The following is an 18,473-nucleotide window of genomic DNA, read 5'->3' as shown; positions in this document are numbered from 1 at the left end:
TTCCGAGCCACTCGATATTTAAGGTAATAGTATCAGATTTTGGAGGGTGCTCGTTGCGTACGTGTATTCTCTACCGAATTCGCCAGCCTTGGTAACGTTGGTGAATAAGCTGCCCCAGTGGCAAGGAGCAGCAACTGAAGCACAAAATTCCTAGATTTGGCTTCATAGGTTTCCCAAAAAGATATTTTAGCGGCGTTAATAATCAGCACTGTTAGATCCTGCCACTTACAACAGCGCTGATGCCGCTCCTTTTTTGGTAATCACCAAGAAAAAATCGCAAATCAAAAAGGCGCCGAACAAAAACAACAAAGCGCCTTTAGGATGTGTGAGTCTCCTTTTTAACTCTGTTCTGCCTATCCCTTCTTCTAATTAATTAAGCTACCACGACTATTAAACTTGTGATATTTGGGTTGTTTGTGCTTCAATGTAACCGGTTACATCGAGTGTAAAAACCGACAAAAATAACAATTAGCAGCTAAAGAGCGCTAAAGCGCCGAGCTAAGCAAACAGTGATCAGGAGTGTGTATGAACCAGAATTCCAACCTAAATACCGAAACCCCCAGCGGTGCCTATTGCCAATTCCGGGGTGAACGCTTTTATAGGATTGAAAACGCCCAGACCATGCCGACGTTTTTTATGTCCATTGTCAGTGCCTTTGACCATTGGTTGTTTATCGCAAGTAATGGCGGGCTGACTGCCGGTCGGCAGAATTCAGAAAAGTCGCTGTTCCCCTACTATACGGAAGATAAGCTGGTGGATATGGCGCACTGCACGGGCCCGTTGACGCTGGTAAAAGAGAACGGCTCACTTTGGCAGCCCCTTGGCGATGCTTCCTATATGCAAACGCCTAATCCAAGGGTGCTTTTAAAGAGCGCTCTTGGCGATAAACTTTATTTTCAGGAAGAACACAACGGCCTGCTGTTTGAGCAGGGCTGGTCATTCAGTGAGCGCTTCGGCCTGGTGCGTACGGTTAAGCTGCAGAACAATTCCAGTGAAACTCGGGCACTGAACCTGATCGATGGTTTGCAGAATGTATTGCCTGCAAATGTGGATACCCAGGTGCAGAACCAAACCAGCGTTCTACTGGATGCCTATAAAACAACACAGCTTACAGACACTAATCTGGCCATCTATTCACTCAGCTCCAGGTTGACTGATGTCGCCGAACCGTCAGAAAGCCTCTTTGCGAATACTGTATGGCATTGCATCAGTGCAGGTAGTGCGAGTTTCAAGGCCACCATAGACCCGGAAGCCGCCAAGCATTTTGCGCGAAATAACGCAGTGGAACACAAAGATCGTGTTAGAGGTCAGCGTGGTTGTTACTTTGTTGAGGGTGCGTTAACCCTTGCGCCCGGTGAATATGCTGAATGGTTGATGGTGGCAGAGGTTCAGCAGGATATCTCATCCATACAAAGACTGGAGGCGAATCGGAGTGATGAGAATATCGCGCAGCAGATCGCAGAAGATATTCAGGTGGGTCAACAGGCTCTGCGCGGCCGCGTCGCAAAAGTGGATGGCTTGCAACTGTGCGGCCCGGAAACAACCGCGACACACCATGCGGCTAACGCGCTGTTCAATTGTATGCGCGGTGGTCTGTTTGAAGACGGTTACCAGATCAACCGCGCTGATCTGCAAAGCTTTGTGGCTACCCGAAATAAAAAATTAACGGATCATCCATTCTGGCAGGGCTTGCCAGAGTCAATAACCTTGGCAGCGTTGAAAGAAAAGCTGACAGGTTGTGATTGTGCCGATTTAAATCGACTGGTCACTGAATACCTGCCCATTAGCTTTAGTCGTCGGCATGGCGACCCCAGTCGCCCCTGGAACAAGTTTTCTATTAACCTGAAGGATGATACCGGCAAAGAAATAAAAGATTATCAGGGCAACTGGCGGGATATTTTTCAGAACTGGGAGCCACTTGCGCTCACCTACCCGGAGTTCCTGCCTTCAATGATTTCTGCCTTCTTAAATGCAACTACGGCAGATGGTTATAACCCTTATCGCGTCACCCGTAATGGCATTGAATGGGAAGAGCCGGAGCCGGAAAACCCCTGGTCGAATATTGGTTACTGGAGTGATCACCAGATCATTTACTTATCGAAGCTGTTGGAGCTGCTGGAAAAACAAAACCCAGACCAGGTGGCCAGTTGGTTGACGGCAGAGTCATTCAGCTATGCCAACGTGCCGTACCGGATTAAAAACTTTGCTGAGCTGAAGAAGGATCCATACAACAGTATTGAGTTTGATCATGAACTCAATAATAAAATAGTTGCGCGTGTATCTGAGCTCGGCAGCGATGGCAAATTGCTGGCAGACGGGCAGGGCAAGGTACAGCACGCTAACCTGGTCGAGAAGTTGCTGACATTGTGGCTGGCCAAGTTGAGTAACTTTGTTCCCGGTGGCGGTATTTGGATGAATACCCAGCGCCCGGAATGGAACGATGCTAACAACGCGCTGGTGGGCTACGGCCTTTCGGTGGTCACACTGGCGTACCTTAATCGCCATTTGCAATTCTTCCGCAAAGTGCTGTTCACCCGCCAGCGAACTATTGCTGTTCGAAGTGAAGTTGCAGGCTGGTTAAAGGCAACGGAAACAGCATTAACGAATATCGGCGATGTAAAAGACAGCGTGGCACGTATGGCTCATATGGAAGCGCTGGTTGGCGCTGCAGACCGCTATCGGGAAGGCGTTTATAGTCACGGTTTAGGTCGTGAGTTTTCAGAAGTCAGTAGCGCTGAACTGGTTCAGTTTATCGATATTGCATTGGAAAAAATTCAACAAACGCTGGCAGCGAATGAACGTTACGACGGCTTGTATCATTCTTATAATCTTGTTGATTTTTCAGCCGCTGAGGCTGCTGTAAATTACCTGCCTGAAATGCTGGAAGGGCAGGTCGCTATGCTTTCTGCCGACTTTCTTTCTGCTGAGAAAAGCCTGAATCTTTTAACGTCTCTGCGTAGCAGTAACCTGTACCGGGAAGATCAGCACACCTACCTACTGTACCCGAATAAAGAGTTGACGGAATTTCTGTTGAAAAACCAGGTTGACCAGGAGGCCTTTGGGTTAGTTGACGGTGCTCAAGCGCTGCTTGAATCTGGAATTGTTTTTAAACAGTCGTTAGATGGCCAGATTCATTTCAATTCAACCTTAAGAAACAATAAAGACCTGAGAAAATTGCTGGAAGCAGAAAAAGTGGCCGTGCCATTACAGCAGCAGGTTCTGGATTTATACGAAGCAACCTTTAATCATAAGTCTTTCACCGGGCGGTCTGGCTCTTTCTTCGCTTATGAAGGTTTAGGCAGTACCTACTGGCATATGGTTTCCAAGTTGCTTTTGGCCGTGCAGGAAAACTGGTTTGCGGCAAAAGCCAGGGGGGCTGATGTGGCCGTTATTCAGGGGCTGAAATCTTGTTATTACGATATCCGCTCTGGTATTGGCTTCAATAAAACGCCGGCACAGTATGGTGCCTTCCCAACGGACCCCTATAGCCATACCCCGGAAACCGGCATTGCCCGGCAGCCGGGCATGACCGGGCAGGTTAAAGAGGAACTGCTTACCCGCTTTGGTGAGCTGGGCATTGTTTGGCAGAACCAGACAATCGCGTTTGTGCCCGGGCTATTGAACAGTGAGGAGTTTCTGGCAGAGCCGGTGGACTTCGAGTACTTAAGCGTTAATGGAGAATGGCAAAGCATCAATGTTAATATCGGTTCTTTGGCGTTTACCGTTGCTCAGGTGCCCTTTGTTTACTCGAAAACGTCCGGCCCGTTGAGCTTTAGGGTGCTGTATGCAGATGGTCAAATGGAGGCCTATGAAAGCAGCGTGTTACCGGAAGCCGTGTATAGCGATATCGCCCGGCGCAATGGTAACGTTGAACGGATAGAGGTGAACTTTCCCGTTCTGTAATCAACATATGCCTGGCGTGTGAGCCATTAGAGGTTGATATGGCAACAATTAAACAAGTCTGTGAGCTGGCCGGAGTTTCGGCCGCTACTGTGTCGCGGGTCATTAACGGCAGTGACCGCGTTATTGAGGCCACCCGTAAAAAGGTGCAGGCGGCGATGGATGAGCTGGGTTACCAGCCCAATCTTGCCGCTCAAGCTCTGGCATCGAACCGCTCAAATACGATTGGCATGGTCATTTCAGGTTTGGATGGCCCCTTTTATGGCACCATGATGGCGGCGGTGGAGGCTCAACTGCGCGAGCTCAACCGTCACCTTCTGATTGCCAGTGGTCATGGTAATGCGGAATCTGAGGAAGAAGCCATTAAGTACTTATCCAGCCGTCAGGTTGATGGTTTGATTCTGCTTACAGAAGGTCTCAGCAGTGAAGCCTTGTTGGCTATTAGTCAGAGCATCCCGGTGTTTCTGATCAATCAGCAGGTACCGGGTTTAGAAAACAGAAATGTTTGGCTCGATAATTTTGGTGGCGCCTATCGCGCTACCCAACATCTGATAGAACAGGGGCACCGCAACATCGTTTGTATTGGTGGCCCTGCTTTTAAACAGGATGCGAATGATCGCGTTGCCGGCTTCGAGACAGCCATGCGTGATGCCGGCCTGGATGTATCCGGGCAACCTATTTTTCGGGTTACCTTCGGAGTTGAAGGCGGCAGACAAGCCATGAATTACTTCCGGGAGCAACAGCTTGAGTATTCAGCCGTTGTTGCCGGCAGTGATGAGACTGCCGTGGGGGTCTACGAATGGGCGGAAGAAAACGGCCTGGTAATCCCGGATGATTTCTCGGTGATTGGTTTCGATAACATGAATCTTTCGGCCTATGTGCGGCCTAAACTTTCAACCGTTGCATTTCCTATCGTTGAAATGGCTAAAGCCAGTGCCCGTATGGCCTTTGATGTCATCTACAATAAAGCGCACAGTGAAGGCGTAGAATTTAATACCGAGCTGGTGCTCAGAAATTCAGTGAAAGCTTTATAGCGTTCAGTTCAACTTAGGTGAACTTAAAAAAATGGCTGCATACGAACATAAATGGATTGCGAATTTCTGGATTCGCATCGGCGCTCTGCTAATCGATAGTCTGTTGCTGGCAATTATTGGGATTGTGCTGAGTTTCTTTCTCAAAGATGCATTCATTCAATTAGGGTTTCTGGGTCGGATCGTTGGTTTTGCTATTGCGCTGATTTATTTTGCAGTACTCAACAGCCGAATAGCCGGTGGCCAGACCCTGGGTAAAAAAGTACTTCACCTGCGGGTGGTTGATGAAGGCAATGAGCCTATTTCTTTTGTTAAATCACTTAGCCGGTATCTTGTACTGGGGGTTCCGGTGTTCCTGAGTGGCATGCGTCTTCCGGACTTCGTTTCTTCTTCCTGGCTGGCCTATCCATTGGCTCTGATTGTTATTGGCGGGTCGCTGTCGTCGGTATATCTCTATGTGTTTAACCGGCGTACCCGTCAGACATTGCACGATTTGATGACAGGTACATACGTTGTTTACGTCGATGTTGATAAGCCCGAGGTCAGACCTGTCTGGCAGGCTCACCTGGCGTTTGTTTGTTTTCTGTTTATCTTTTCCATCATGTTTCCGTTTACTGCAAAGCGGATTGCACCGTTAAAAGGGTATGAGAGTTTGTTGGATGTGCAGTCCAGCCTGGTAGCCCGGCCGGGCATCAGTGCGGCAATCGTTTCTGTCGGTGTTAATACCATTCACCGAACCCATGAAGAGCCAGAAAAAGTCAGCTATGTGATTGCTCAGGTTTTTCTTGATCAGGATCGTTTAATGGAAGCTGCCCTCGCGGAGAATTTGGCTCAAACCATCGTTGATCTATACCCGGAGGCAGCCGGCAAAGATACCCTGAGAATTGTTCTGGTGTATGGTTTTGATATTGGTATTTGGTCGCACTGGCTGAAACAGGCCTACGATTTTAACCCTGCACACTTCGTTGCAGATGAGCTCTAGCTGAAATAACCATGCAGGAACCATTGCCCATCGTCCCTTCGGAATAGCCAGCAGAGTTGAACCCCTTTTCTGGCAATGTAGTAGTCGCGCCGTACGGGTGTGGCATCCCACCAGCCGCCTTCAATTCTTTCCGGGCCGCTCAGTATTTCGTAGTGTTTCATCTGAATCGGCTTCGGGCAGGGTAATAGCAGGCTGGGCCATTGACGGTTAAGGTAGTCCGTACTCTGGCTGTGAGACAGTTGCAGCTGAGAGGCAACCTCTGGTCTTGGGTCGGCGACGGTTTTAAGGGTTTTCACCTGTGTTTCATCCAGCCGGGCGACGAGTAAAGACTGCAGCCGGTCTTTATCGGCTGCTGTGTGCCGGCTGCCCAGAATATCTTTTGCATAGCTTTTCAGAGCAACAAAACTTTTTGCCCGAAGCGTTAAGCTGATTACCGGTGAAATCAGTCGTGTTTGATCAAGCCGGGTGCTGATCAGTGCCAGCCAGTCCTGCTGTCTGTAGCTACCTTTTACTGAAGCAACACTGATTAGGCTGGCGCGGCCATCCCGGTGCTCCAGCTTTATCAGCAGTTTTTCGCAGGCCAGTTGCCGGGAGTATAAATAAGCTTCCAGGCTGGGCAGTATGCGTCGTAAGGGGAAGATTAACCCACGAGCCTGTTCGGCATCGTAACTTAGATGCACAGTTTGCTGAAAGCGCTCCGGCAAGGTAAAGCTGGTGAGCTTTTGATTATCCTGCTCAAGTTTGTTCAGCTGGTTCACAAGGTCATAGCCAAAGCGATAGCCTAATTCTTTGCGTGGCAGCTCGCTTAGCTGTTGATAGGTGTGAATGCCCATGCCGGCCAGTTTCCGGCAAATGCCTTCAGGTAAATTGAGTTGATTAATGGAGAGTTGCAGCAATGCCTGCCGGTGGCTGTTTTCGCTTTCGCTGTGTAATTCTATGCCTGCTTCGGCAAGTAGCTTTGCACAGGCAGGGGTGTGGCCGGTGCTTAATGTATAACTAAAACCACATTGATCCAGTCGCTTTTTTAAGCGCTGCAGATAATCCTGCAGACCATTAAATAATGGCAGCATGGATGAAACTTCCAGTAGCAGGCCCTGCGGTTCAACAGGCGCTATTTGAGCCGCTTGCCGGTAACAGATCAGGGCTAACTGCTGCAGGCTTTGTTGTTCTGTATTGGCGTCGTAATCGCTGATGGCGCAGTCGCTGAGCAGGCAGAAGGCCGTTTTTTTATTCATCCCGGTCCTTACGCCCAGTTGTTCAGCCTGTTCATTGCACTGCATCACTTTTTGAGCACCGGGCTGCAGCAGCAGTTTCGGAATTGGCCGGGTATCTGCAATAAATGCTGATTCCAGCGCCAGCAGCGGGAAATGAATATGCAGCCACAACACGGTTAGTTGCCTTTGTTGCCATGCAGCGGCAGGTTTAATTCAATATTGCTGACTGGCCAGCCGGCACGCCGCTTTAAAATATCGATACGGCCATGCTCACCCATCAGCAGCCGGAGTGCCGCAACCGAGGGCTGGTGTTCAAATTTACTGCTGCGCAGCAGAAACACCGGTACATGAGCAGACTCTGCCGCCAGTTGCAGTCTGCGCATCAGCGCTTTATCGAATTTCCCCAGCCAGGCAACAACGGCCTGACACCCGTTCGTTTGCAGGCTTTTTTCCAGGCAATGGCAGCTGTCATTGGCGTTATGGGTTTGTGCAAGAATAACCCGCTGCGTATTGAAGCCCCAATTCGTCAGGCTGGGTGCGCAGGGTATAAACGGAGGGTTCAGCCACAGTTGCCAGCGGTCATCCTGTTGGCTCAGTTGGGCCAGAGCTGGCAGTAGCAGGCGCAATTCCCCCTGGCCTGTGCTGCAGAAAAGAACTTCTGTTATGGCGCCAATGGGCCAGCCATGGCCGGGCAGGTATTCATCAAGCTTTGCGTATTGGCTGCTAACGGCAGGGATAACCGTTTGCTGCCAATGCCGGGCTGTCCAGATGCGGCCTTGTTCTGTCAGGGTTTCGAGTAAGCTCATGGCTGAAGATTTGTCTGTATGGATATACAGTATAGTTGAACTGACTGCGGCTTTCACCCGTGAAATGTCGGTAGCGCTTTCTCTTCTATTTTTACGGGTATGGATGTGGCCTGCCGTAAAACCTTTGGTGTCGAAAAACCTGTAATAATCATTTTGTATGATTATATGGTTTGTGGTGGCGCTTCTTGTACGTTCGAGCTAAGAGCGAATAAGGCGGGAAAGGGCGAGTTCGGCTGTAGGCTACGTGAAATAAGGCTCTTAGCGAAATTTCGCTGGTTGTCTGTTACAGATAAATCTCTGCCTTTGTTAAATTTTTGACTATTTTTGTATGAAATAAACACTGTTTCGGGTTGCAAATTCTGATCAATAAGCATATTGTATGATTATTGGATGAGGGCAACAAAACAAAGAAATAACTGCTTCGCACCATCGGCATGTAAACGGTTCGTTGGCCAATTGCCAGAACCGGAGCCAATTGAAGCGGATATAACGATTCAGTTTTTTGTTCAGTCTCCATCGTCAATGACGAATTCTGCTGTTCTGCCTTAGTTGGGCAGGGTAGCGAAAACAGTGTCGAGTAAGCTGCGGTACTAGCTTTGCCCCACTCAATGTGGGGTTTTTTTTCTCACCGCAACTGAAACCGATTTAACAGTGTGTAAACGTTCGACCGTTAGGCTATCCGGGAGTTAACCACTGTAAACCTTAAAGACCGCTGGGGGAGGCGGTCTTTTTTTTGCCTTTCAAAAACGCAGTGACGCCACTGCAGCATCGGTTTAATCGTATTTTCATCATTAAAATTGTGTGGTTCATGCTTCCTGAGCTGGCTAATGCTGCTGGGTTTGGTAGCGTCTGTTGCTTCGTGTTCAATAATGCATCGTGATTCAGGACTTTATTGAAAATAAGACAGAGCTCGCAGCCAGAAAGGTAAATTATTGGTTCAATTGCTAAACTGTCATATTAATATCGCTGATAATCTTTAAAATATACACTTGTATATTAAATATAAAGGAAAGCCAGATGGCAGAAGCACTACCCAGATACAGCTCACTGGAAGAATGGGCAAACAGCCTCACTCACGGAATCGGTGCCGTCCTCGCGATTGCCGGGCTGATAGTAATGTTGGTCATGACCATCGGTAACGGCACAGCGTGGCAGATTGTGAGCGCCTCTATTTACGGCTCGACACTGATTACCATGTTTTTAGCTTCAACGCTGTACCACGCTATTCAGTATGCGCCTGCGCGAAAGGTACTTCGCCAGGCAGACCACATCGCCATACTTTATTTGATCGCCGGCTCTTATACGCCGCTTACACTGGTTACATTAAACGGCACGTGGGGTTGGTCTTTGTTTTGTGTCGTCTGGGGGCTGACCGTTGTTGGCACTGTGCTGCAGTTGTCACCAGCGAAAAAATACAGAGCTCTAATGGTTGGCCTTTATCTGACGATGGGCTGGGTTGCCGTTGTTGCCGCTAAGCCACTCATCACCAATATGAGTGCCGCGGGTCTGGGGCTCATTGTCGCCGGTGGTCTGGCCTACACTGGCGGCGTTCTGTTTTATGCGAACAAGCGAATCCCGTTTAACCATGCCATTTGGCACCTCTTTGTACTGGCGGGAGCCATTTTGCATTATTTCGCAATACTGTTTTATGTGCTTTAAATGAAGGCTTAATGCTGCGGATCGCTCGCTGTATTGCAGGAAATTTGAAACAATACTGCCCGGATAAACAGTAAAGGTTTCAGTAGGTGAGTAAAAAAATAAAAGTCGGGCTGTTATTTGGTGGCCGGTCTGCAGAGCATCAGGTTTCGCTGCAATCTGCCAAGAGCATTATGGCAGCAATTGATAACGACAAGTATGAGGTCGTAAAGATAGGTATCACTTCCGATGGTAAGTGGTTACTGAACGAATCCGCAGAAACCTTTATCAACGGCGATGACCCTGAAACAATCTCGCTGCAAACGGAAGCACTGCCGGTCACGCTGGTTGCCGGCGATCAATCCGGCGAACTGCAATGCCTGGAGGCAGAGGCCGCAGGCAATCAGCTGGATGTGTTGTTTCCAATTCTACATGGCCCTTATGGTGAAGACGGTTCCGTTCAGGGACTGGCCAAGCTGGCCAATATTCCCTGTGTTGGCAGTGGCATTCTCAGCTCTGCTGTCGGCATGGATAAAGATTTCACCAAGCGTATTCTGATGCAGGCAGGTATCGACGTTGCCGATTTCATCACCCTGCGCGATTCCCGTTTTTCTGAAGCCGATCTGCAGCGCATTGAAGATCGCTTCAGTTACCCGGTATTCGTGAAGCCAGCTAATATGGGGTCTTCCATAGGTGTCAGCAAGGCCGCCAACCGCTCTGAGCTGGCTGCTGCCATTGATCTGGCGTTCCGCTTTGATCGCAAATTACTGGTTGAAAAAGGCATTGTTGGCCGCGAGCTGGAATGTGCGGTGTTGGGTAATGATTTCCCTGAGGCATCGGTCGTTGGTGAGATTATCTCCAATGTCAGCTTTTACGATTACAAGGCTAAATACATTGATGAAAACGGCGCTACCCTAAGTTTGCCGGCAAAGGTTTCGGACAGCCTGCTGGAGAAGATTCAGCAGACTTCGATTGCGGTCTTTGAAGCGCTGGAGTGTCGCGGCCTGGCCAGGGTTGATATGTTTGTAACCGACGATGAGCAAATCATCATCAACGAAGTGAACACACTGCCGGGTTTCACCAAAATCAGCATGTACCCTAAGTTGTGGGAGGCCAGTGGCCTTTCTTATTCTGATCTGATCGACCGGTTGATCAGTCTGGCAATTGAAGATTTTCAAGGGCAGCGTTAATCGCTGCCTCAGACTGATGACAAAGTTACCGCTACCTTTTCGGCGACGGGGGTTATCGACAACCTGGGGCAGCGTTAACCGCTGCCTTATTTCTTCGCAGTAATCCGGCCCTGCTCTTTTACGAAAGAAATGGCCCGGTGCTCCCTTTCTGATTTATAGACTGCGCCATTAATCGTGATGTAGCAGTTCGGATAGCATTTAAGGGTGGCCGCTATATTGGGTGCATCGTCTTTGAAGGTTGCGAAGTCGATAGTGCTGATGCGCTCCTCGATGTCATCCAGGTCTTCTTTAATTTGAATCAGGGTGCCGTGAATCTTTCGTGCGCGGTAGTGCTCTTCATCGTCGGCCGTATCTCTTTCGATTTTTTCTTTAAGCTCAAGCAGTATGCCCTTCAGCTTTTTGGCTTTTTCGACGCGCTTAGCGTGTAACTGTTTTAAATTGAGCACATGCTGAAGTTCTTCCCGTGAGGCCCCAACTCTTAGGCGGGTATGTAGATAGGCCTTGCTGCCAAGAATTTTTGCATTAATAGCATGCCCTGCGATTGCGCTGCCACCCACCAGATTACCCTTGCCGCCACTTTGGCCAAGTAAGATATGAGAGCCGGCACGCAGCTGGGAGTTGAACGCATACTCGCGAATAGAGATGTCTTTTTGTGCCTGAATTTTTGCCAGGTTGGCGTAGCGGACACTGATAGAGCCATAGGCGATCAGGCGGCACTCAGAGTAGTTTTCTTCCTGAGTATTGAGGTTGATGTCGCCCAGCGCACCGCCAGCAATGTGGATGTTGTGCCCCGCCTTGATGGTTGCACGTTCAACCACACCCTTCACAAAAACATCACCGGTGACATTGATTCGAATATCGGTACGGACATCGCCGCTGATCTCCAGCGAGCCATCAAAGGTAATATGGCCGGTATTCAAACCGACTTCTTTGAATTTCAGAGTCTGATCCACCCTGGCACCGTCTTCAAACAGGATAGGGTGGCCGGACACGCTGGCAATGAGTATGTTTGGGTCGGCTGCAGAAACCTCGGTGCCGGGCATGTCGCTAGCGAAGGGGATATCCTCACCGATTTCAGAGGGGATCAGCTGCCCATAGATATCCATGCCGATCTTGCCTTTGCCGGGAGGGGTGCGCTTCATTAAGGGGGTGCCGGCGGCGATGGTGGTGTAGGTTCTGCCGGATAAAAAGTCGATGCGGCCGGTGTCATCTTCTTTCGGCTCGTAGGTTTCGTCGATATCTGAAATCAATGGTTCGAAAGAGGTCGCCTCCCCGGTTTTGGGCGGCTTACCCGCGGCGACAATGGTGATTGTCCGCTCGCTGATACTTTCCAGCTTCTTTAATGCTCTGCGGTTAATCCTCTTCGGTTCAATATTGAGTGCCAGCAGCTCGGTTTCCAGCAGCTTTGCATTCAGCGCAATGCCACCCATGGCCGGCTGGGCGTCAATTTCGACAACCATATGATCGGGCGATACGGTGAACTCCCAGGTGGCATCAACACGTGTGGCGAAAACAATAGAGGTTTCTTCTTCTGCTTCAAACGCCCTGATAATGTCTTCTAGAGCACCGGGCACAGGCTTCCAGCTGCCGTAGCCTTCGGCTTCGACAAGGTTCTGCAGCAGCTCATAGGACAGCTCAACCGGTGAGCTGGATTTTGAAAGCAAGGCACTGGCAACTCCGAGGTTATCTTCTGTTGCGAGTTTGATGCTGCTGTTGGCTGAAATTAGTTCGGTTCGCTGGCTATTTGGCATTCTCGAAAATGTCTATCAGTATTAAATTAAGCTAAGACTATTGCAGGGACATTCGCCAGTGATATCAGGCAGTTAAGCCCGATTGCGCGGCGATTGGCGTCGTTAAGAATGGTATCGGCAGGGAATTTGGAAACTCGATAACTTCTGTGCTGAAACTGAAAAGGCCTGCCAGAGGCAGGCCATTGCGATTATTCAGTGTCTGGCAGGGTGGTTTTTTTCTTTTTGATCGGGGTAAAGCCGCCATCGGTTGGCTGATTTACCGGCGCCCGGCGCTTACCAATATCCTTGCGCTTGCGGGATGCATGCTTCGGAATCTTCTTCTTGGTGGATTCTTTAGCAGACTTCTTACGTTTGGTGCCCGCCGGCTTGCCATTGGCCTTCAGGTTTTTCGGGCCGCTGTATTTTGCCTTCAGTGAATCGATTACCCGGCGCTCAAAGTGGAGCTTCAGGTAGCGCTCAATACTCGACATCAGCGAGTAATCGAAGGAGTTAATCAGGCTGATCGCCAAGCCGGTTTGCCCTGCACGGCCAGTGCGGCCTACGCGGTGAACGTGCTCGTCTCCGCTCTGTGCCATATCGAAGTTGATGACCAGATCAACACCGTCAACATCCAGGCCGCGGGCGGCCAGGTCGGTGGCTACAATGACATTCACAGCGCCTTCACGGAATTTGGCCATAACCTTGTTGCGTTCATCCTGAGCAATTTCACCATGCAGGCTGGCTGTGCGCAGCTTGTGGTAGCGCAGCACGTTGTTCAGTTGCTGAGCGCTGGCGCGGGTTTTGGTGAACACAATCGCCTTTTCAAAGGTTTCGTTACTAAGCAGCCAAAGCACCAGCTTTTCTTTGTGCTTGTCGTCGTCGGTCAGAATCACCTGTTGAGTGATGTTCGACTGCAGCTGCTCGGTTTTGATTTTCACCAGTTGTGGGTCTGTCAGCAGCGAGCTGGCAATGGCGGTGACACCCTTGTGACGCAGAGTGGCCGAAAGCAACAGGCTCTGGTGTTTGCTGGTGCAGTGGTTGGTAATGGCCAGCACTTCATCGCGGAAGCCCATGTCCAGCATGCGGTCGCATTCATCGAGGATGACGAACTCAACATCGGAAAGATCTGCGGTTTTGCTGTTCAGGTGCTCAGTCATCCGGCCTGGTGTTGCGATAACGATTTCCGGATTGCGGCGTAGCAGTGAGGCCTGATACTGAAACTCCTGCCCACCACGGATAATGACCGATTTAACACCCGAAAACTGAGTCAGAGAATCACAGTCTTTTTTTGCCTGTTGTGCCAGTTCGCGGGTCGGTACCATCACCAGTGCCCGGGTACCGGATTTGGGTTTGGCTTCAGACATGATCTTGTGCAGCACCGGAATCAGGTAAGCGCCGGTCTTGCCGCTGCCGGTTTCTGCATGAATCAGCAGATCTTTGCCTTCCAGTGCCAAAGGCAGGCTTTGCTGCTGAACTTCGGTCGGTTCAAGCCAGTTCAACGATTCAATGGCCTGCACCAGTTTGGGGTGTAAGTTGGATGATGAGAACAAAAAAAGTAACCTCGGGGTGGGTGTTCGAATTTTGCGCGCAGTGTAGCAGAATTGCCCGATAATGGAGTGCTAAACCGTACTCAAGGCCGCTTTATTTGCTGAGCGCCTGTTAACACTATTTTAATCGCACCGGATGTTCGCCAAAAGCGCCTGATTAACGCGCGAGGCGTGTGGTTTAGCCTGTTAAATGAACGACAAAGGCCCTGCAGCAGCAGACTTTCCGTTCAAATGGCGTTAATGTTGAAGGCTGCAGTCGGTGTACAGCCTTAAGGACACAGCATGGAAATTCTTCTGTTTTTACTGATTACCTCAACGGCGTCGCTGTTGCCGGGGCCAGCGGTTTTTACGGCAATTAAAAATGCCGTTCAGTTCGGTTACTGGCGGGCACTGAAAGGCATTCTGGGCAATTGTACGGCGCTGCTAACGCTCTACTGCATTTCCGCGGTTGGCCTGGGGGCCATCATTCTCTCCTCGGTATTGATCTTTACCGTTATGAAGGTGCTTGGCGGCCTTTATCTGGTTTACCTCGGCATCAAAGCACTCATGAATAAAGGCGGTAAGATGAGAATGTCTGGCGATGTGCTGAGAGAAGAGGTTTCATCGTTCGAGGTATTCCGTGAGTCGTACTTTGTCGGCATGAGCAACCCCAAGGCGATTGCCTTTGCGACCGCGCTGTTGCCGCAGTTTGTCGACACGGCGCAGCCGGTGGTGGTGCAATTTGTGGTGCTCAGCCTGGTTTCGGCAGGGGCGTCATTTGTCGTTCTGGCTTTATATGCAGCGTTGGCGGCCCGGGTGGCCGATAAAATCAGCTCTGAGAAGGTTCAGAAATGGTTTCATCGGGTTACCGGTGGCATCTTCGTTGCGTTTGGTACGGCGCTGGCCTTAGGCCGGTGATAAGCCGGACAACCCCGGCTTCGAATGATGTTACGCCTGGGCTTCGGCAGCGTTTAAAGGGCTATCGCGTCTGCTTTTTAAAGGAGTACTCCAGCCATTTCACGGCCAGTGACAGCAGGATAGTGAGCACCAGGTATAAAAACGCCACCACATTGTAGGTTTCAAAGAACATAAAGGTTGAGGAAGAATAGATTTTGCCGAGCTGGGTTATATCCTGCACACCCAGTGCGCTGACCAATGCTGAATCTTTTATCATCGACACAAAATCGTTACCCAGCGGCGGAAGGATGGTGCGCAACGCCTGTGGCCACACAACTAACCGGAAGGTTTGCATTCGGCTCAGGCCCAGCGATTGAGCGGCTTCCGTCTGTCCCTTGGCAACCGCTTCGATGCCGGCGCGAAACACCTCGGCAATGAAGGCGCTGTAGCCTATCGTCAGCGCGAAAATAGCGCGCGCCGTGAAGTTGAAATCGCGAATGGTCATGGCATCAAACCACTGCCATTTAATCGGGTAGGTACACAGCCAGTTGAACACCGCCACCAGTTGCGGTGCTCCAACAAAGGCGATGTAAAACAGCAGCACCAGCATGGGAATGCCACGAACTATTTCGATATAAAAGGTGGCGATTTCCCGTACCAGCCGAATTTCCGAGCCCTTCATCAGCGCGACCAGCAGGCCGAGCAGGGTGGCCAGAATAAACGCCAGCAATGAAACGAATATCGTTGTACCAATACCCCTGGAAAGCGCATTCACGATGACTTTATAGCTGTCGTCAGTGAACAGTTGCCAGACAAAAACGATGGCAAGAACGCTGGCGGCCAACAGCCACCAGGGTGTGTCGGAAAGCTTTTTTAATGGTTTTTTAATCATAGAGTGCAGGTGGCAGAGCCACCTGAAGGCGACTTATTGATTGTATTCAAAGAACCACTTCTGGTTCAGTTGTTCCAGGGTGCCGTCTTCCTGCATTGACTGTAACGCGGCGTTAATCGGCGCTGTTAAGTCTGAGCCGGGCGTAAGAATGAAGCCAAACTCTTCAGTGCCCAAAGCATCACCAATGACTTTAAAAGCACCTGGGTTGGCACCTATGTAGCCCTGAGCAGAGGTGTTATCCATCAGCACGGTATCGACATCGCCAGTCTTCAGTGCCTGCACCGATGCCCCAAAGGTTTCAAATAATTTGATACGCGGGTTTGCTTCGTCTCCGTCCAGTACATCGTAAACGGCAACATAGAAGTTAGTCGTACCCGGTTGAGCACCGGCCAGAAGGTCGCTGTTGGCCGCAAAGCTCTCGGCATTGCTGAAGCGTGTTTCATCGGCACGCACCAGCATGAATTGTTGGGAGATCATGTAGGCATCGGAGAAATCAACTTTCTTTTTTCGTTCATCATTAATCGTGATGCCATCCATACCGATGTCGTACTGGCTGGTGTGCACAGCTTGAATCATGGTGTCCCAGCTGCTCAGGTTCCACTTAATGCGCATATTCAGGCGACGGCCGATCTCGTTCATTGCGTCGTATTCCCAGCCGATGCCTTCGCCGGTTTTCGGGTCTACAAAGTTCAGCGGTGTGTAGGCGTTTTCGGTAACGGCATAAACCTCTCGCCCTTGCAGGTCGGGCAAGTCGGCAGCGAGTGCGAATGTTGAAGCGAGGGCGCAAAAACAGGCCGTGAATAGTTTACGCATGGCTCTTTTCCTTAGTGGGTTGGGCGGTAAGATTGCAAAGCGGGCGGAGTTTATCAAAAAATATACCGCGGTAGGTAAAATTGTATGCTCATTCAAAGGCACGGTGCTGCCCCCAATTCCATTGACCGACGCGATTGCCCTGAGGCTGCAGGGCTGTTACTGGCTCGGACTTGCCGTGGCTGAAGAGGCGCTTTTATGCAGTGGGCAGGCAATAAAAAGCCCCGGCAATGCCAGGGCTTGGAAGGTCTCTCTGTCGCTATCGGAGTGTCTTAGACAATTCCGAAGATGGCAGATAGGAACACAATCGCGATCAGCAACGGCGCAATAAACTTGATCACAATCCGATACGCACCCAGGTAAGCCAGCTTGAGCTTGCCGTGGTTTGTCAGCTCGTCTTCGATTTCGTTTCTGTCCAGCTGCCAGCCGATAAACAGCGCAACCAACAGGCCACCCAGCGGTAATAACTGGTCGGTCAGGGTAATGAACCAATCGAAGATGTTCATGGTAATGACTTCGCCGCCCAGCAGGAACGGCAGTTCAAAGCCACTCCAGGCACCGTTGCCCTGAGACAGAATCGCGCCGGTAAAGGTCATGGAAACAGCAACACTGATGGTCGAGGTTGAACGTTTCCAGCCAAACTCTTCATCGAAGTAGGCAACCACAACCTCCATCAGGGAGATGGCTGAGGTCAACGCCGCAACGGCTAACAGAACGAAGAAGATAACGGCGAACAGCTGGCCGAAAGCCATTTGCGCAAATACGTTTGGCAGGGTAATGAATACCAGACCAGGGCCGGCAGATGGCTCAATGCCGAATGCAAAAACGGCAGGGAAGATCGCCAGGCCGGCAATCAGAGCAATGGCGGTATCGGCAATACACACCTGAACGGCCGTTTTGCCCAGGTTTTCTTGCTTACCAATATAAGAGCCGTAGGTCATCATGGCGCCCATACCCAGCGACAAGCTGAAGAAGGCATGGCCCAGTGCTGCCATCAGTGCTTCCATGGTCAGCTTGCTGAAATCTGGCTTAAACAGGAAGGCAATGCCCTCTGCAGCACCTTTCACCGTCATGGCACGGAATGCCAGGATGATCAGCATCACCAGAAGCAGAGGCATCAATATTTTTGAATAGCGCTCAATACCGTTTTTAACACCACCCAATACAACGCCCACGGTCAGTGCCATGAATACGCCTTGCCAGAAGACCGGCATGCCCGGGCTGGAGATAAAGCTGACGAAGGTACCACCAAGCTCATCGGCAGATGCACCGGCAAAGCTGTTGGTGATAGCCAGGAAGATGTAATGCAGTGTCCAGCCGGCAACAACACCGTAGAACGAGAGAATAATAAAGGCCGTGATAATGCCCATAATGCCGGTCAGAAACCATGGTGTGCCCGGAGCTTCTTTTTTGAATGCGCCAAAAGCGTTGGTTTGTGCGCGCCGGCCGATAACAAATTCAGACAGCATGACCGGCAGACCGATCAGTGCAATACAGCCTAAATACATAAGAATGAAGGCAGCGCCACCGTATTCACCGGTGATGTAAGGGAATTTCCAGATGTTACCTAAGCCGATAGCAGAACCTGCGGCTGCAGCGATAATACCTAAGCGACTGGAAAAACCATCGCGAGAGGTGGTTTGTTGCGTCATTTTGACTCCGTAAAGCAATAATTATTATGAGTTATGGGTTTGTGGTTAAAAAAAGGCCGCGAATTTTACTGGTTCTAATAGGGTTAGTCATTGACTCAGAGGTCAACTAAAAGGCTTTTTGTATAGATTCTGTTAATTCATTGCAGATTTGATAACTATCGGGTTGGCAGCTGCTCATCCTGCACCGCTACTCTGAGCTCTCTGTCTT

General features: G+C 50.2%; 13 protein-coding genes. 6 read left to right on the top strand and 7 right to left on the bottom strand.

From position 1 onward, the window contains the following. The first annotated feature begins 525 nt into the window (after positions 1 to 525). Genes BCF53_RS14700 through BCF53_RS14690 form a run of 3 tightly spaced genes read left to right on the top strand, consistent with a single transcriptional unit; the run spans position 526 to position 5,913 of the window. Positions 526 to 3,903, top strand: a complete 3,378-nt coding sequence (locus BCF53_RS14700; RefSeq protein ID WP_132702698.1) for a hypothetical protein — start codon at positions 526 to 528, stop codon at positions 3,901 to 3,903. A gap of 38 nt (positions 3,904 to 3,941) precedes the next feature. Continuing rightward, the gene (locus BCF53_RS14695; protein ID WP_132702696.1) at positions 3,942 to 4,934 is read left to right on the top strand and encodes a LacI family DNA-binding transcriptional regulator; all 993 of its coding nucleotides are present in this window, start codon (positions 3,942 to 3,944) and stop codon (positions 4,932 to 4,934) included. Positions 4,935 to 4,965: 31 nt separating this feature from the next. Next, the gene (locus BCF53_RS14690) at positions 4,966 to 5,913 is read left to right on the top strand and encodes an RDD family protein (RefSeq protein ID WP_132702694.1); all 948 of its coding nucleotides are present in this window, start codon (positions 4,966 to 4,968) and stop codon (positions 5,911 to 5,913) included. On the opposite strand, the gene BCF53_RS14685 is transcribed toward BCF53_RS14690, so the two are convergent. Then, the gene (locus BCF53_RS14685; protein WP_132702692.1) at positions 5,910 to 7,301 is read right to left on the bottom strand and encodes a Y-family DNA polymerase; all 1,392 of its coding nucleotides are present in this window, start codon (positions 7,299 to 7,301) and stop codon (positions 5,910 to 5,912) included. The two genes, BCF53_RS14690 and BCF53_RS14685, sit on opposite strands and share 4 nt — an antisense overlap. Before the next feature lie 2 nt (positions 7,302 to 7,303). After that, positions 7,304 to 7,933, bottom strand: coding sequence for a translesion DNA synthesis-associated protein ImuA (gene imuA, locus BCF53_RS14680; protein WP_132702690.1), 630 nt, complete (start codon positions 7,931 to 7,933; stop codon positions 7,304 to 7,306). Between the two features lie 1,017 nt (positions 7,934 to 8,950). Here imuA and trhA point away from each other — a divergent pair. Both trhA and ddlA read left to right on the top strand, forming a co-directional pair. Next, on the top strand, positions 8,951 to 9,592 hold the full coding sequence (gene trhA, locus BCF53_RS14675; protein WP_132702688.1) for a PAQR family membrane homeostasis protein TrhA: 642 nt from the start codon (positions 8,951 to 8,953) through the stop codon (positions 9,590 to 9,592). An 86-nt stretch (positions 9,593 to 9,678) separates the two neighbouring features. Continuing rightward, positions 9,679 to 10,758: a D-alanine--D-alanine ligase gene (gene ddlA, locus BCF53_RS14670; RefSeq protein WP_132702686.1), complete on the top strand. Its 1,080-nt coding sequence runs from the start codon at positions 9,679 to 9,681 to the stop codon at positions 10,756 to 10,758. A gap of 86 nt (positions 10,759 to 10,844) precedes the next feature. On the opposite strand, the gene BCF53_RS14665 is transcribed toward ddlA, so the two are convergent. Both BCF53_RS14665 and BCF53_RS14660 read right to left on the bottom strand, forming a co-directional pair. Then, a complete protein-coding gene (locus BCF53_RS14665; protein WP_132702684.1) occupies positions 10,845 to 12,509 on the bottom strand; it encodes a DUF342 domain-containing protein in 1,665 nt (554 codons plus the stop codon). Positions 12,510 to 12,697: 188 nt separating this feature from the next. After that, on the bottom strand, positions 12,698 to 14,038 hold the full coding sequence (locus tag BCF53_RS14660) for a DEAD/DEAH box helicase (RefSeq protein WP_132702682.1): 1,341 nt from the start codon (positions 14,036 to 14,038) through the stop codon (positions 12,698 to 12,700). Positions 14,039 to 14,317: 279 nt separating this feature from the next. Between BCF53_RS14660 and BCF53_RS14655 the strand changes: the two genes are divergently transcribed. Further along, positions 14,318 to 14,932: a LysE family translocator gene (locus tag BCF53_RS14655; protein ID WP_132702680.1), complete on the top strand. Its 615-nt coding sequence runs from the start codon at positions 14,318 to 14,320 to the stop codon at positions 14,930 to 14,932. Positions 14,933 to 14,993: 61 nt separating this feature from the next. Here BCF53_RS14655 and BCF53_RS14650 read toward each other — a convergent pair whose 3' ends face one another. The 3 genes from BCF53_RS14650 to BCF53_RS14640 all read right to left on the bottom strand — a co-directional run bounded on the left by BCF53_RS14650 (position 14,994) and on the right by BCF53_RS14640 (position 18,265). After that, entirely contained in the window at positions 14,994 to 15,803 is an 810-nt protein-coding gene (locus BCF53_RS14650; protein WP_132702678.1) for an amino acid ABC transporter permease, read from the bottom strand. 33 nt (positions 15,804 to 15,836) lie between these two features. Beyond that, entirely contained in the window at positions 15,837 to 16,616 is a 780-nt protein-coding gene (locus tag BCF53_RS14645; protein WP_132702676.1) for a transporter substrate-binding domain-containing protein, read from the bottom strand. A gap of 269 nt (positions 16,617 to 16,885) precedes the next feature. After that, entirely contained in the window at positions 16,886 to 18,265 is a 1,380-nt protein-coding gene (locus tag BCF53_RS14640) for a sodium-dependent transporter (RefSeq protein ID WP_132702674.1), read from the bottom strand. Positions 18,266 to 18,473 lie beyond the last annotated feature (208 nt).

The sequence above is a fragment of the Reinekea marinisedimentorum genome (genome assembly GCF_004341165.1).
In the GTDB taxonomy this organism is placed as follows: Bacteria; Pseudomonadota; Gammaproteobacteria; order Pseudomonadales; family Natronospirillaceae; genus Reinekea; species Reinekea marinisedimentorum.
The sequence above is the reverse complement of the archived record's forward strand: the minus strand, read 5'-3'. Positions and strand labels throughout refer to the sequence as shown.

Coding starts and splice junctions, on each gene's coding strand:
- BCF53_RS14700 (WP_132702698.1), top strand. CDS start 526: ATGAACCAGAATTCCAACCTAAATACCGAAACCCCCAGCGGTGCCTAT.
- BCF53_RS14695 (WP_132702696.1), top strand. CDS start 3,942: ATGGCAACAATTAAACAAGTCTGTGAGCTGGCCGGAGTTTCGGCCGCT.
- BCF53_RS14690 (WP_132702694.1), top strand. CDS start 4,966: ATGGCTGCATACGAACATAAATGGATTGCGAATTTCTGGATTCGCATC.
- imuA (WP_132702690.1), bottom strand. CDS start 7,933: ATGAGCTTACTCGAAACCCTGACAGAACAAGGCCGCATCTGGACAGCC.
- trhA (WP_132702688.1), top strand. CDS start 8,951: ATGGCAGAAGCACTACCCAGATACAGCTCACTGGAAGAATGGGCAAAC.
- BCF53_RS14665 (WP_132702684.1), bottom strand. CDS start 12,509: ATGCCAAATAGCCAGCGAACCGAACTAATTTCAGCCAACAGCAGCATC.
- BCF53_RS14655 (WP_132702680.1), top strand. CDS start 14,318: ATGGAAATTCTTCTGTTTTTACTGATTACCTCAACGGCGTCGCTGTTG.
- BCF53_RS14650 (WP_132702678.1), bottom strand. CDS start 15,803: ATGATTAAAAAACCATTAAAAAAGCTTTCCGACACACCCTGGTGGCTG.
- BCF53_RS14645 (WP_132702676.1), bottom strand. CDS start 16,616: ATGCGTAAACTATTCACGGCCTGTTTTTGCGCCCTCGCTTCAACATTC.
- BCF53_RS14640 (WP_132702674.1), bottom strand. CDS start 18,265: ATGACGCAACAAACCACCTCTCGCGATGGTTTTTCCAGTCGCTTAGGT.